15 protein-coding genes are annotated in these 13,798 nt (G+C 73.8%); 7 read left to right on the plus strand and 8 right to left on the minus strand.

Annotation, left to right across the window (positions count from 1 at the left end; genetic code table 11):
• Window positions 1-3: 3 nt before the first annotated feature.
• A complete protein-coding gene (locus FB454_RS07335) occupies window positions 4-729 on the minus strand; it encodes a PP2C family protein-serine/threonine phosphatase (protein WP_013285366.1) in 726 nt (241 codons plus the stop codon).
• Between the two features lie 213 nt (window positions 730-942).
• Here FB454_RS07335 and FB454_RS07340 point away from each other — a divergent pair, with 213 nt between their 5' ends.
• Window positions 943-3,549, plus strand: coding sequence for a glycoside hydrolase family 9 protein (locus FB454_RS07340; RefSeq protein ID WP_145822689.1), 2,607 nt, complete (start codon window positions 943-945; stop codon window positions 3,547-3,549).
• Between the two features lie 53 nt (window positions 3,550-3,602).
• Entirely contained in the window at window positions 3,603-3,923 is a 321-nt protein-coding gene (locus tag FB454_RS07345; protein WP_013285364.1) for a DMT family transporter, read from the plus strand.
• A gap of 12 nt (window positions 3,924-3,935) precedes the next feature.
• On the opposite strand, the gene FB454_RS07350 is transcribed toward FB454_RS07345, so the two are convergent.
• A complete protein-coding gene (locus FB454_RS07350; RefSeq protein WP_013285363.1) occupies window positions 3,936-4,478 on the minus strand; it encodes a DinB family protein in 543 nt (180 codons plus the stop codon).
• Between the two features lie 259 nt (window positions 4,479-4,737).
• On the opposite strand from FB454_RS07350, the gene FB454_RS35320 reads away from it, so the two are divergent.
• The 3 genes from FB454_RS35320 to FB454_RS07360 all read left to right on the plus strand — a co-directional run bounded on the left by FB454_RS35320 (window position 4,738) and on the right by FB454_RS07360 (window position 6,775).
• Window positions 4,738-4,863: a hypothetical protein gene (locus FB454_RS35320; RefSeq protein ID WP_280512926.1), complete on the plus strand. Its 126-nt coding sequence runs from the start codon at window positions 4,738-4,740 to the stop codon at window positions 4,861-4,863.
• 80 nt (window positions 4,864-4,943) lie between these two features.
• The gene (locus FB454_RS07355; protein WP_145822690.1) at window positions 4,944-6,218 is read left to right on the plus strand and encodes an MFS transporter; all 1,275 of its coding nucleotides are present in this window, start codon (window positions 4,944-4,946) and stop codon (window positions 6,216-6,218) included.
• A 23-nt stretch (window positions 6,219-6,241) separates the two neighbouring features.
• Window positions 6,242-6,775: a GNAT family N-acetyltransferase gene (locus tag FB454_RS07360; protein WP_013474808.1), complete on the plus strand. Its 534-nt coding sequence runs from the start codon at window positions 6,242-6,244 to the stop codon at window positions 6,773-6,775.
• A gap of 1 nt (window position 6,776) precedes the next feature.
• Here the strand turns inward: FB454_RS07360 and FB454_RS07365 are convergent, their stop codons facing one another.
• The 5 genes from FB454_RS07365 to FB454_RS07385 are packed head-to-tail and all read right to left on the minus strand — an operon-like array spanning window position 6,777 to window position 11,344.
• Window positions 6,777-7,034 (minus strand): UBP-type zinc finger domain-containing protein, encoded by a 258-nt coding sequence (locus FB454_RS07365; protein ID WP_013285360.1) that lies wholly within the window; start codon window positions 7,032-7,034, stop codon window positions 6,777-6,779.
• Entirely contained in the window at window positions 7,031-8,611 is a 1,581-nt protein-coding gene (locus FB454_RS07370) for a Na+/H+ antiporter (protein WP_013474806.1), read from the minus strand. The genes FB454_RS07365 and FB454_RS07370 overlap by 4 nt, the downstream gene beginning before the upstream one ends.
• Before the next feature lie 37 nt (window positions 8,612-8,648).
• Complete coding sequence (locus FB454_RS07375) at window positions 8,649-9,623, minus strand: TIGR03885 family FMN-dependent LLM class oxidoreductase (protein ID WP_255352863.1); 975 nt, start codon at window positions 9,621-9,623, stop codon at window positions 8,649-8,651.
• Window positions 9,624-9,655: 32 nt separating this feature from the next.
• Complete coding sequence (locus FB454_RS07380) at window positions 9,656-11,068, minus strand: NADP-dependent succinic semialdehyde dehydrogenase (protein WP_145822691.1); 1,413 nt, start codon at window positions 11,066-11,068, stop codon at window positions 9,656-9,658.
• A gap of 12 nt (window positions 11,069-11,080) precedes the next feature.
• Window positions 11,081-11,344, minus strand: coding sequence for a DUF6343 family protein (locus FB454_RS07385; protein WP_013285356.1), 264 nt, complete (start codon window positions 11,342-11,344; stop codon window positions 11,081-11,083).
• 162 nt (window positions 11,345-11,506) lie between these two features.
• Here FB454_RS07385 and FB454_RS07390 point away from each other — a divergent pair, with 162 nt between their 5' ends.
• On the plus strand, window positions 11,507-12,100 hold the full coding sequence (locus FB454_RS07390) for an antibiotic biosynthesis monooxygenase (protein WP_145822692.1): 594 nt from the start codon (window positions 11,507-11,509) through the stop codon (window positions 12,098-12,100).
• 99 nt (window positions 12,101-12,199) lie between these two features.
• Window positions 12,200-13,054 (plus strand): GDSL-type esterase/lipase family protein, encoded by an 855-nt coding sequence (locus FB454_RS07395; protein WP_145752654.1) that lies wholly within the window; start codon window positions 12,200-12,202, stop codon window positions 13,052-13,054.
• Here FB454_RS07395 and FB454_RS07400 read toward each other — a convergent pair.
• Window positions 13,031-13,774 carry an EcsC family protein gene (locus tag FB454_RS07400; protein WP_013474802.1) on the minus strand — a complete coding sequence of 248 codons (744 nt, stop codon included), beginning with the start codon at window positions 13,772-13,774 and terminating at the stop codon, window positions 13,031-13,033. The genes FB454_RS07395 and FB454_RS07400 overlap by 24 nt on opposite strands.
• Window positions 13,775-13,798 lie beyond the last annotated feature (24 nt).

Consider the following 13,798-nt stretch of genomic DNA (forward strand, 5'->3'; position numbering starts at 1 on the left):
GGGCTACTCCTCGACGACGTCGGCGATCACGACGGTGATGTTGTCCGGGCCGCCGGCCCGCAGCGCCAGGTCGATCAGCCGGGCCGCGCAGGCGTCGCGTTCCGGCTGCTCGCTGAGCACCTCGGTGAGCGTGTCCGCGCGGACCACGTTGGAGAGGCCGTCGCTGCACAGCAGCCAGCGGTCACCGGCCCGGGGCACCATCGTGGCGTACGACGGGGAGACCTCGTCGCCCTGCAACGCCTGGGTCACCACCGCGCGGCGGGGGTGGCTGCTGGCCTGCTCGGCGGTGATGACGCCCTGGTCGACGAGCATCTGCACGAACGTGTCGTCCCGGGTGACCTGCTTGAGCACGCCCTCGCGGTACAGGTAGGCCCGGGAGTCGCCGACGTGCGCCAGCGCGAGGCAGCTGCCGGTGCGGGCGAACAGCAGCGCGGTGAGCGTGGTGCCCATGCCCTGGCGTTCCGGGTCCTCCTCGACGGCCTGGCGGATCTGCGCGGTGGCCAGCTCGATCCCGCCCTGGAGCGCGGCGACGAGCGCGTCCTCCGGCGTCTCCACGTCCAGCGGGGCGATCGCGTCGATGGCGATGCGGCTGGCCAGGTCGCCGGCCGCCATGCCGCCCATGCCGTCGGCGACCGCGACCAGCCAGGCGCCCGCGTGCTGCGCGTCCTGGTTACCGCTGCGGATCAGCCCACGGTCGCTCGCTCCGACGGAACGAAGCTTCAGGGTCATGGGTCGCAGCCTGCCAGGTCGAGGGCTCGGATGTCTCTAGGAGATCACTGACATCGTACGTGGCGCGCCGAATCCCACCGCGCGCGGGCGCGCGGCGCTCATCGGGCCGGATCGATTGACAGCGGCGGAACGCGATGGAAACATCGGGCTGATACTGGGAGCGCTCCCAGCTCCTGGCCTCCCCCACCACCCCCGAGCACGGAAGGAACCTCCGTGACCCGATCCCGTCGTCGGCTCGCCGCACTCGCGGCCACCACGCTGGCGCTCACCGGCCTCACCGCCGGCCCGGCGAGCGCCGAGGTGCCGCCGGACGCCCCCGAACAACTCCGCAACGGCGACTTCAGCGCCGGTGTCTCACCCTGGTTCTCATACGGCACCGGCGACCTCGCGGTCGTCGACGGCCGTCTCTGCACCTCCGTCGCGGCGGGCACCGCCAACCCGTGGGACGCCGGCATCGGCCAGGACGCGGTGCCGCTGACCCAGGGCGCCGAGTACGAGCTGTCCTTCGACGTCTCCGCGACCCCCGGCGCGGCCGTCAAGGCGGTGCTCCAGCTCGGCAGCGCCCCCTACACCACGTACGCGAGCGTCGACGCGACCGCAACCGGCACCGCGAAGCGCGTCACCACCACGTTCACCTCGCCGGCCGACAACCCCACCGCCCAGCTGATCTTCCAGGTCGGCGGCAGCGCCCAGGCGCAGACGTTCTGCCTGGACAACGTGTCGCTGCGCGGCGGGGAGCCGGCGCCGCCGTACGAGCCGGACACCGGCCCCCGGGTCCGGGTCAACCAGGTCGGCTACCTGCCTGGCGGGCCGAAGCACGCGACTGTGGTCACCGAGGCCACCGAGGCGCTGCCCTGGCAGCTCAAGTCCGCCGGCGGCGCGGTGGTCGCCAGCGGGCAGACCACGCCGCGCGGCACCGACGCGGCCTCCGCGCAGAACGTGCAGACGGCCGACTTCTCCGCGTACCGCACGCCGGGCACCGGCTACACGTTGACCGTCGACGGCGAGACCAGCCACCCGTTCGACATCTCCGGCGCGCTCTACGACCGGCTGCGCGCCGACTCGCTCCAGTTCTTCTACGCCCAGCGCAGCGGCATCGAGATCGACGGCGACCTGATCGGCGAGGAGTACGCCCGCCCGGCCGGCCACCTCGGCGTCGCGCCCAACCAGGGCGACACCAACGTGCCGTGCCAGGCCGGCGTCTGCGACTACTCGCTGGACGTGCGCGGCGGCTGGTACGACGCGGGTGACCACGGCAAGTACGTCGTCAACGGCGGCATCGCCACCTACCAGCTCCTGAGCACGTTCGAGCGGACCAGGACGGCCGAGACCGCCGGCGGCGGCGCCACCCTGGGCGACTCCACGCTGCGGCTGCCCGAGCGCGGCAACGACGTGCCGGACGTGCTCGACGAGGCCCGCTGGGAGCTGGAGTTCCTGCTGCGCATGCAGGTGCCGGCGGGCGAGCCGCTGGCCGGGATGGTCCACCACAAGATCCACGACCGGAACTGGACCGGCCTGCCGCTGCAGCCCCAGGACGACCCGCAGCCGCGTGAGCTGCACGCGCCGTCCACAGCCGCCACGCTGAACCTGGCCGCCGTCGCGGCGCAGTGCCAGCGGCTGTACGCCCCGTACGACGCCGCGTTCGCCGCGCGCTGCGGCACCGCCGCGAAGACCGCGTACGCGGCGGCCAAGGCGCACCCGGCGATCTACGCCTCGGCCAGCGACGGCACCGGCGGCGGCGCGTACGACGACACCAACGTCACCGACGAGTTCTACTGGGCCGCCGTCGAGCTGTGGCTGGCCACCGGCGACAAGGCGTACCTGGCCGACGTCACCGGCTCGCCGCTGCACAGCGCCGACGTCTTCGCCCCGAACGGCGCGTTCGGCTGGCAGAGCGTCGCCGCGCTGGGCCGCCTCGACCTGGCCACCGTGCCGAACACGCTGCCCGCCGCGGAGAAGACCCGCATCCGCGAGTCGATCACCGCCGCCGCCGACAGCTACCTGGCCACGATCGCCGGCCAGGCGTACGGGCTGCCGTTCCCGGGCAGCGCCGACGCGTACGTCTGGGGCAGCAACAGCAACCTGGTGAACAACGCCATCGTGCTCGCCACCGCGTTCGACCTGAGCCGGGACGCGAAGTACCGGGACGGCGCGGTGCAGGCCGCGGACTACCTGTTCGGCCGCAACGCGCTGAACATGTCGTACGTGACCGGGTGGGGTGAGCAGCACGCCCGCAACCAGCACAGCCGGATCTTCGGCCACCAGCTGAACCCGGACCTGCCGCGCCCGCCGGCCGGTTCGCTCGCCGGTGGTCCGAACGCCGCGCTCCAGGACCCGTTCGCGGCGAACCTGCTCGCCGGGTGCGCGCCGATGTTCTGCTACGTCGACGACATCAACTCGTACGCGACGAACGAGGTGGCGATCAACTGGAACTCGGCGCTGGCGTGGCTCGCGTCGTTCCTGGCCGACCAGGGTGACGCGGGCGCGGTGCCGGCGCCGTCCTGCGCGGTCACCTACACCACGCACGGGAGCTGGCCGTCCGGCTTCACCACCCAGGTGACGGTGCGCAACACCGGCACGACGGCGGTGAACGGGTGGAGCCTGCGCTGGGCCTTCCTCGGCGACCAGAAGGTGGGCCACGCGTGGTCGGCGCAGCTCGGCCAGAGCGGCGCCACGGTCACCGCGAAGAACCTGTCCTGGAACGCGAAGCTGGCACCGGGCGCGTCCACCACGTTCGGCTTCAACGGGACCGCCTCCCGGTCTCCCAACCCGGATCCGGGGCTTGTCACGCTGAACGGAAAGGCCTGCACGGTCTCCTGACCGGGATTCGAGCTCCACTCAGGCGCCATCGCAGGACCGGGTACGGTCCTGCGATGGCGTACCTGTTCCTGCTCGGCGCGATCACCGCCGAGGTGATCGGCACCAGCCTGCTCAAGGCCACCGACGGCTTCACCCGGCTCTGGCCCACTGTCGGCCTCGCCGTGGCGTACCTGTCCGCGTTCGGCCTGCTCTCGCTCGCAGTGAAGGACATCCCGGTCGGCGTCGCGTACGCAGTCTGGTCCGGCCTCGGCACCGCCGCCATCATGGCGATCGGCGCGGCGTTCCTCGGTGAGCCGCTGAGCGTGACGAAGGTGGTCGGGGCGGGACTCGTCATCGCCGGGGTGGTGGTGCTCAACCTCGGCGGCGCGCACTGAGCGCGGCCCGGCTCAGGCCGCCCGCCCTGCCGCCCGCATAAGCCGGAGCTGCCCGATCTCGGCCACGTTCTTCATCAGCTCGGCGTTCACCCACGCGGCCAGGTCCGCGACGGTGAGCCCGGCGTCGGCGGGCCAGGGGTACGCGGACGGCCGGTCCAGGCCGGCCTCGGTCAGCCCGTCCAGCGTGTCCGTCCACTCCGACCGCAGCTCCCGCAGCCACGCCACAGTCTCCGCGCCCGGTCCGGGCCAGCGGATGTCGTCGCGCTCCCGCGCCGGCCGCTGCCGCACGTGGTCGGCCGCCACCGACCACCACCAGCCGATGTGCCAGGTCAGCCACGCGATCGTGGGCACCGGGACCGGGTCCGGCTCGGTGTCGGCCCAGTCGGCACGCCACCCGCCGGCCGGGTCCTGGCGCATGGTCCAGCACAGCGCGGCCGGTTCCCAGAGGAAATCACCCGGCTCCAGCCGGTCGAGGTGGTACTCGGCGAGCGCCCAGGTCAGGTCGAACTGCCGGCGCAGCAGGGCGGGCACGGAGGCGGTCACGGAGGCGGGCACCGCGCGATCGTGGCACGGTCCGCGCCCCCGGTCGACCGGTTAACGCGCCCGCCCGGAAGCGGCGTGTCGCGCCGGAACAGAAGGGTTGTCCCTCCGGCATTATGCCTCTCGGTCATATTTATGACTGAGAGGCATAACGCTCGGAAGCTCATCCTTTCCGCGGGGAGCTGCCGGCCGCGATTGACACAGCCACGCCGGGCCGAGCGCCGTTTCGGTGCCGCCACGTCACCGGCCGGCCGAGAATCGGGTGTGAGCGGCAATGCCAGCCGGTAGCCGCCACGCGCTCGCCGACACGGTCCGTCCGATGCTCGGCGACGGCGGTTTCACCGACTGGACCGGACGGCTGCTCGGCGACGCAACATGCCTCCCGAGCCCTCGGGTGTGACAGGGGTCGCCGGTTCCGGGACGCCGCGACAGCTGGCCCACGCTTAGCGTCGATCGCATGGCCCTCGCCGGACGCCGCTGATGGGACGCGTCTCGCCGCTCCCGCCGCCCGGGCCGCTGCGCACCCTCGCGTACGCCACGCTGGTGAACACCGTCGGCGCGGGGCTGTGGCTGGCGGGCGGTGCGCTCTACCTGACCCGGGACGTGGGCCTCTCCGCCACCTCGGTGGGCGCCGGGCTCACAGTCGCGGGGCTGGTCGGGCTGAGCGCCAGCGTGCCGCTGGGCGCGCTGGCCGACAGATGGGATCCGCGTACGCTCCGGGCCGTCCTCCAGGTGGGTCAGGCGGTCGCCGCGCTGGCGTACCTGCTGGTCGGTTCGTTTCCGGCGTTCCTGGCGGTGGCGGTGCCGGAGGCGCTGCTCGCGGCCGGCAACCTGGCGGTACGGGCGGCGCTCGTCGCGGCGGTGGGCGGCCCGGACGGCCGGGTGCACGCGTTCGCGACGCTAAGGGCGGTGGCGAACCTGGGCATCACCGTCGGTACCGCGCTGGCCGGGATCGCGCTCGCCGTGGACACGCACCGGGCCTACCAGGTGCTGATCGTCGGCAACGCGGCCACGTACCTGCTCTCGGCGGCGCTGCTGCTGCGCCTCCCGCCGCAGCCCGTCGCCGCCGCGTGGCCGGCCGGCGCGGCGCACAGGTCAGCCGGCCCGCACGGGCCAACCGGTACGCGACGGGGGCCGCTGCGGGACGGACGGTTCCTCGCGGTGAGCGGCGCGTCGGCGGTGCTCAGCACGCACGTGACGGTGCTCGTGCTCGTCGTGCCGCTGTGGACTGTGGACCGGGCCGGCGCGCCGCCACCCGTGGTGTCGGCAGTTCTGCTCGCGAACACGGTCCTCACCGTGCTGCTCGCGGTCCGGCTGAGCCGGGGCGCCGAGCGGGCCGCGCCGGCCGCCCGGAAGCTGCGCCGGGCCGGGCTGGTGCTCGCGGCGGCCACACCGTTGTACGCGGCGACGGCCGCCCTGCCGGTGCTCCCCGCGGTCGTCCTGCTGCTCGTCGCCACTGCGGTGTGGACGGTCGGCGACCTGTGGCACGGCGCGGCCGGCGCGGGCCTCGCCTACGACCTGGCACCGCCCGGCGCGATCGGCGCCTACCAGGGTGCGGACGGCCTGCTCGCCGGGCTGGCCCAGGCGCTCGGCCGAGGGCTGCTCACGCTGCTGGTGCTCGGTGGCGGTCCGGTCGGCTGGCTGGTGCTCGGCGGGATCCTCGCCGCCGCCGGGCTGGCCGCCCCGGCTCTGGCCCGCCGGGCGATCGCGAACCGGCCGGCGCCGGAGGCACGGGCCGCCGGTGTGCCCGGGTGAGCCGCGTGTAGCAGCATGGCGGGATGACCGACCAGCAGAGCATCACCATCCGTCCGGGTGGGCCCGGCGACGCGCCCACGCTGCTGCGGCTGCTCGACAGCGCCACCGCATGGCTGACCGAACTCGGGCGTACCGACCAGTGGGGCACCGAGCCGGCGTCGATCGACCCGCGCCGCATCGCCCAGGCCGAGGCGTGGGCCACCGGCGACGGCCTGTACCTCGCCGAGATCGACGCGACGGTGGCGGGCGCGCTGGTGGTGGGCGCGGCGACCGAGTACGTGCCGCCCGCCACCGAGCCGGAGCTGTACGTGAACCTGCTGGTCACCGACCGGGCGTACGCCGGGCGCGGGGTCGGGGCGCGGTTGCTGGCGTACGCGGCGGAGCTGGCCCGCGAACGCGGCGTCGGCCTGCTGCGGGTGGACTGCTTCCGCAGCCCCGACCGGGCGCTCGTGCGGTTCTACGAGAGCTGCGGGTTCACCGCCACCGAGCCGTTCACGGTGGAGCGGCCGGGCCGCCCGACGTGGACCGGGCAGGTGCTGGAGCGCCGGGTCGGCTGAGTCAGCCGATCTCCTCGTCCACGAAGCACCAGCGCCACGACTCCCCCGGCTGGACCGACCGCATCACCGGGTGACCGCTCGACTCGAAGTGCTTCGTGGCGTGCTGGTACGGCGAGGAGTCGCAGCAGCCCACGTGCCCGCAGGTCAGGCAGGCGCGTAGGTGCACCCAGTCCGGGTTGCCGATCGCCACGCAGTCCGGGCACTCGGTGGTGGTGTCGGGCTCGGCCGTGCCCGCCTCGGCCAGGTGCCGGCAGCTCATTCGACGACCTCCTGTCGCAGCATGGACTCCTCCAGATCCAGATCACGATAGGCGCGGGTGAGCACCTCCTCCGGGATCTGGCCGGAGTCGCGGGCGGCCCGGAACACCTCCCGCTCCGCGTCGATCATCTCCTGCCGCAGGCGCGCGTACGCCTGGGAGGGGGTTTCCCGTTCGGTGCCGCCGAGCCGTTCCCAGGCCAGGTTGGCCCGGGAGGTGGTCAGCCCGCGAAGGCGTTCCACCACCGCCTCCGGCGCGCCGGCGGCCAGTTCGTCGAGCCGTTCCCGGGCCGCCCGGCTGGCCCGCTGCTGCACCCCGGCGGCGGACAGCGCGTCCTGCACCGGGTCGTCCGGGGGCAGCCGCAGCCGCCGGGCCACCCAGGGCAGCGTGGCGCCCTGCCCGACCAACGTCGCGACGATCACCGCGAAGGCCAGCCAGATGAGCAGCGCACGCGGGTACGGCGCGTCGTCGGCCAGCGTGAGCGGCAGGCCCAGCGCGGCGGCGAGCGTCACCACGCCCCGCATGCCGGCCCAGCCGATGACGACGGGGAACTGCACCGGCGGCGCCGGGTCGCGCTGCCGGATCCGGGGCACCAGCCGGGCCAGGTAGGTGGCCGGGAACACCCAGACGAACCGGGACAGGAAGACGGCGGCCAGCACCGCGGCGGTGATCGCGGCCAGCGAGCCGAACGGCTCGTCGAGGTCGCGGACCACCTCCGGCAGTTGCAGGCCGACCAGCAGGAACACCAGTCCTTCGAGGAGGAACCGGATCAGCCGCCAGAACGCGGTCACCTGGAGCCGGGAGGCGGCCGACAGCAGCGTGGGCAGCTTGTGCCCGATGCCGAGGCCGGTCACCACCACCGCGACGACGCCGGAGGCGTGGATCTCCTCGGCGGCGAAGACCACGGCGAACGGCACGATCAGCGACAGCGCGTTGTCCAGCACCGGGTCGGTGATGCGCTTGTGCAGGTACCCGAAGACCACCACGCCCAGCAGGCCGACCAGGATGCCGCCGCCGGCCGCGACGACCACCTCGCGGGCCACGTCGCCGACGCCGACGCCGCCGGTGGTGGCGGTCGCGGCGACGATCGCCACCCGCAGCAGCACCAGCGCGGTGGCGTCGTTGACCAGGCTCTCGCCCTCCAGGATGGTGACGACCCGCCGGGGCAGGCCGACCCGCCGGGCCACCGCGGTGGCGGCGACCGCGTCCGGCGGCGCCACCACCGCGCCGAGCGCCAGGCAGATCGCGTACGGCAGCTCGGGCAGGAACCAGTGCACGACGGTGCCCACCACGAACGCGGTGAAGACGACCAGCCCGACGGCGAGCAGCAGGATCGGCCGCAGGTTGAGCCGGAACGCCGGCACCGACGTCTCCAGCGCCGCCACGTAGAGCAGCGGCGGCAGGATGCCCACCAGCACCAGGTCCGGGTCCAGCCGCACGTGCGGGAAGAACGGCAGGAAGGACAACGCGAGGCCGAGCACGACCAGCAGGATCGGCGCCAGCAGGCCGAGCCGGCGGGCCAGCGCCGCACCGAAGGTCGCGATGGCCAGGAAGACCACGACCTCGAACAGAGCATCCACGAACGACGAGCCTAAGCGCCGACGGGGTGATGTGTGATCAGGCGGCGGAGCGCAGCTTCGGCAGCACCTCGGCGCCGAACGTGTCGATGAACGCGCGCTGCTCCTGCCCGACGTGGTGCAGCGCGATCTGGTCGAAGCCCAGCGCCACGTACTCCTCCAGCCAGCCGATGTGCCGGCCCAGGTCGGCGGAGACGTTCACGGTCTCGGCGACCTTGGACATCGGCACGTCGGCGCTCGCCACGTCGAAGTGCTCGGGGGTCTCCAGGTCCCAGCAGACCGGCGGCGCGAACACGTTGCTGCGCCACTGCTCGTACGCGATCGCCTCGGCCTGCTCCTGCTCGGGCGCCCAGCTCACGTGCACCTGGAGGTGCAGCGGGCCGCGTCCGCCCGCGTCCCGGTAGGCGTCGATCATCTGCCGCAGGTGCTCGACCGGCGCGTTGACGGTGATCAGCCCGTCGGCCCACTCGGCGCACCAGCGCGCGGTGGCGATGCTCACGGCGGCGCCGACCAGTGCGGGCGGCTCCTCCGGCCGGGTCCACAGCTTCGCCCGGTCCACCGTGACGAGGCCGTCGTGGCTGACCTCCTCGCCTGCGAGCAGCGCCCGGATCACGTCGACGCACTCGCGCAGCCGCGCGCTGCGGATGTCCTTGCGCGGCCAGACCTCGCCGGTGATGTGCTCGTTCGCCGCCTCGCCGGTGCCCAGCGCGGCCCAGAACCGGCCCGGGTACATGGCGCCGAGCGTGCCGATGGCCTGCGCGATGATCGCCGGGTGGTAGCGCTGGCCGGGGGCGTTCACCACGCCGAAGGACAGGTTCGTGGCCTGGAGCGCGGCGCCGAGCCAGGACCAGGCGAACCCGGACTGGCCCTGTCGCTCGCTCCACGGCGAGAAGTGGTCGGAGCACATGGCCGCGTCGAAGCCGGCGCGTTCGGCGTGGATCACCGCCTCCAGCAGCCGGGCCGGGTGGATCTGCTCGTGGGATGCGTGGAAGCCGAACGCCGTCATGGTCGCCACTCCTACCCGTGACGGCGTCCGGCCAATCGCGTCTACTCGGAGTGCGCCCCGGCGCCCGCGCCGGCCTCGCCCTCGCCGATCCACACGGTCTTGGTGTTGCAGAACTCGCGCATGCCGGCGGCGGACAGCTCGCGGCCGTACCCGGAGTTCTTCACACCACCGAACGGCAGCTCCGGATAGGACGTGGTCATGCCGTTGACGAACACGTTGCCGGCGTCCAGGTCGACGGCGAAGCGCTCCTGCTCGGCCGGGTCGTTCGTCCAGGCGTTGGAGCCGAGGCCGAAGCTGGTGCCGTTGGCGACCTCGATCGCCTCGTCGTACGAGCCGACCCGGTAGAGCCCGGCGACCGGCCCGAACACCTCCTCGGACCACATCCGCATCTCCGGGCGCAGGTCGGTGACCACGGTCGGCGGGTAGTACCAGCCGTCCCCGGCCGGCTTCTCACCGCCGCAGAGCACGGTCGCGCCGTGGTCCACCGCGTCGGTGACCTGCGCGTGCACCTCGTCGCGACCGCGCTCGCTGGCCAGCGGGCCGACGTCGGTGCCGTCGTCCATCGGGTCGCCGACGCGCAGCGCCGCCATCCGGGCGGCGAACTTCTCGGCGAACGCGTCGAACACGTCGGTGTGCACGATGAACCGCTTCGCGGCGATGCAGGACTGCCCGTTGTTCTGGCAGCGGGCGGTGGTGGCGACCTCGGCTGCGATGTCCAGGTCGGCCGAGGGCATCACCACGAACGGGTCGCTGCCGCCCAGCTCCAGCACCGTCTTCTTGATCTCCCGGCCGGCGATCTGGGCGATGGACCGGCCGGCCGGCTCGCTGCCGGTGAGCGTGGCCGCGCGCACGCGGGGGTCGCTGAGGATCCGGTCGACCGCGTCGGAGCCGACCAGCAGCGTGGTGAACGCGCCCTCGGGGAAACCGGCCCGGCGGAACAGGTCCTCCAGGTAGAGCGCGGTCTGCGGCACGTTCGAGGCGTGCTTGAGCAGGCCGGTGTTGCCCGCCATCAGGGCCGGGGCGGCGAACCGCATCACCTGCCACAGCGGGAAGTTCCACGGCATCACCGCGAGCACCGGACCGATCGGCTGGTAACGCACGTACGCCCGCTTCGCCTTGACCGCGGCGGCGTCGGCCGGCTCGTCCGCGAGCATCCGGGGCGCGTTCCCGGCGTAGAAGCGGCAGGCGGTGCCGCACTTGGTGACTTCCGCCTTCGCGGCGGCGTACGTCTTGCCCATCTCGGTGGTCATCAGCCGGGCCGTCTCGTCGCGCTCGGCGTCGAGCAGGTCGGCGGCGGCGAGGAGCCACCGGGCCCGCTGCGCGATCGTGGTGTCGCGCAACTGCCGGAAGGCGAGGTCGGCCCGCTCGATCGCGGCGTCGATCTGCTCGTCCGACATCGCCTCGTACGTCTTGAGCACCTGTCCGGTGGCGGGATTGGTGGTGGCGATGGGCATGTCGTACTCCTGTCACTCGAACAGCGAGTGCCGCACGCCCGGCTCCTCCCGGCGGCGCGCGGCGCGGCGGCGCTGGATCACGACCAGGTCGACCACCGCCACCACGGCGAGCAGCGCGCAGACGACACCCAGCCAGGCGATGTCCGCGGCGAACGCGAGCACCGCGAAGACGGTCATCACGACCAGACCGAACGTGGCGAGCGCGAGCCGCAGGTTCAGGGCGCTGTTCGCGTGGCCGACCGTGCCACGGGCGCGGCGGGGCTGTGATCGGGTCATTCCTGGGGCCTACCCCGGCACGGGCGGGGATAACCGGCCGGTGCGGGAACACCGGTGATCCGGGACACCCGGCGGGCGGTCGCCGGATGCGCCCGGCAGGCTGGTGCGTTACTTCGGGTGCCGGTTTCCGGCGGAGATCCCGCGGACGGTGGAGAGGATGGCATGACCACGACTCAGGCCGTACCCGTGACCGTCGCCGTGTCCCGGCGCGCCGACCCGGCGCGTACCGACGAGGTGGTGGCGTGGATGCGGGCCGGGACGGCGCTGGCGGAGAGCTTCCCGGGCTTCCTCGGCGCCGGTTTCGTCCGCAGCGCCCCCGGTTCCGGCGAGTGGCACGTGATGTACCGCTTCGCCGACGCGGACACCCTGCGCGACTGGGAGGACTCGTCGCAGCGGCGCTGGTGGCTCAGCTCGGCGCAGGGCATCGTCGAGCACACCCGGGTGGAGCGGCGCACCGGCATCGAGGGCTGGTTCGCCCCGCCGGTGGACCACGTGGTCGAGACGTTCGGCGAGCCGGAACCGGCCGCGCCGCCGCGCTGGAAGCAGGCGGTCACGATCTGGCTGGCGTTCTTCCCGCTCAGCCTGGCCGCCACGCTGCTGACCACCCGGTTCCTCGCCGGCGTGCCACTGGCCGGGCGGACGCTGCTGATGACGCTCGTGCTCACCCCGCTGATGACCTACCTGGTGCTGCCCCGGATCACCCGGGCGCTGCACCGGTGGCTGCACGGCCGGCCTGCGCCGACACGACAGATGTGAACGACAGTGGTCGATGCCCGATAGCCGACAGAACCGCCACCGGCTCTCCGCCGGGGCATAGGGTCGACGCGCCCGTTGCCGCCGCCGGACGGGGGACCGATGAGACGCTGGATCGCCGCGCTGGCCTGCCTGGCGGCGCTCGTCGCGCTCGCCTGTGACGGCTCCGGCGAGGCGTCACCCCGGCCCTCCGGCACACCCGCCCCCGGCGAGCCCCGGGTGCTGGTCGCGCTCGGCGACTCGGTCAGCACCGGCTACGGCTCCTGCCTGGTGCTGGTGAGCTGCGAACGCAACTCCTGGTCGACCGGGGACGGCCTGCGGGTGGAGAGCCTCTACCGGCGGCTGCGCGCCGACGCGCCGGGGCTGCGGGCGTACAACCGGGCCGTGCCCGGGGCCCGCGCGGCCGCGCTGACCGGCCAGGCCCGGTCGGCGGTACGCGACAGGGCCGACCTGGTCACCGTGCTGATCGGCGCGAACGACGCCTGCCGCGGCGACATCGACGACATGACGTCGGTCGCCACCTTCCGCGACCAGGTCGACGCGGCGCTGGGCGTGCTGCGCGAGGGCCGGCCGAAGGCCCGGGTGCTGGTGGTCAGCATCCCGGACCTGTACCGGCTCTGGCAGATCGGGCACACCGAGCCCCGCGCCGTGCGGGCCTGGTCGCGGGGCGTCTGCCCGTCGCTGCTGGCCGACGCCACGTCGACAGCGCCCGCCGCTGCCGCCCGCCGGGCCCGCGTCAGGGACCGGATCGAGGCGTACGACGGGCAACTGCGCGCCGCCTGCCGGGCGTACGGGTCACGCTGCCGGTGGGACGGCGGCGCGGTACACCGCCACCGCTTCGACCTGGACCAGGTCAACGCGCTCGACTGGTTCCACCCGAACGCGACCGGGCAGGGCCGGCTGGCCGAGGTGGCCTGGAACGCCTCCCGCTGGTCAGGGCTGACGCGGGCCCGGTAGCTGCCGGGGGCCGGCGGCCCGGTAGAGAGCACGCGTACGGTCGGCCAGTTCCTTGGTGGCCGACGAGTTGGCCCAGGTGCCGAGCACGATCGCCGCGCCCGGCACGACCTTGGCGAACATCCGCTTGGCGGCACGCACCCCGGCCATCCGGGCCAGCCGGACCCCGAGCTGGAGCATCACCCGGCCCAGCGCCCGGTCACCGGCGGAGCCGAACAGCGCACCGGCCCGCTCCCGGCCGGCGGCCACGCCCAGCGCGAGACGGGCCGTCTCGGCGACCTTGTGCACCCGCTGGAGCACCAGCAGGTCGGTGGCCCGGTCCGGGTGCGCCGGGTCGACGCCGTAGGCGGCCGCGACGTGCAGCACCAGCCGGGCCTGAGTCCAGGCCAGCACGCCCACGTCGATCACCGCACCGGGCAGCCCGGCCGCGCCGGACACCGCACCGGAGAGCCGGGCGTGGTTGACGAACTTGCGTACCGCCTGGTCGGCCAAGTGCTCCGGCGGGGCGTCCGGTCGCAGCGCCCGCTCCCGGGCGGCCCACTGGGCGGCCTCCGGGCCGAGCCGGCGTACCGCCTCCAGGGCCAGGTGCTCCGGCGCGTACTGCGGGTCGTCCCGCATCCGGTCCCACAGCTTGGCCGGTGGCGCCTCGGGCGCCTCCACCGGCGGGACGGGGGCGGTGGGGACGGCGTTGGGCTCCCCGTCGACGGGGGCGGGGTCGGTCACGAAGGGCTCCGGAGGCTCGTGCGG

It is taken from the genome of Micromonospora sp. CNZ297 (assembly GCF_007827625.1).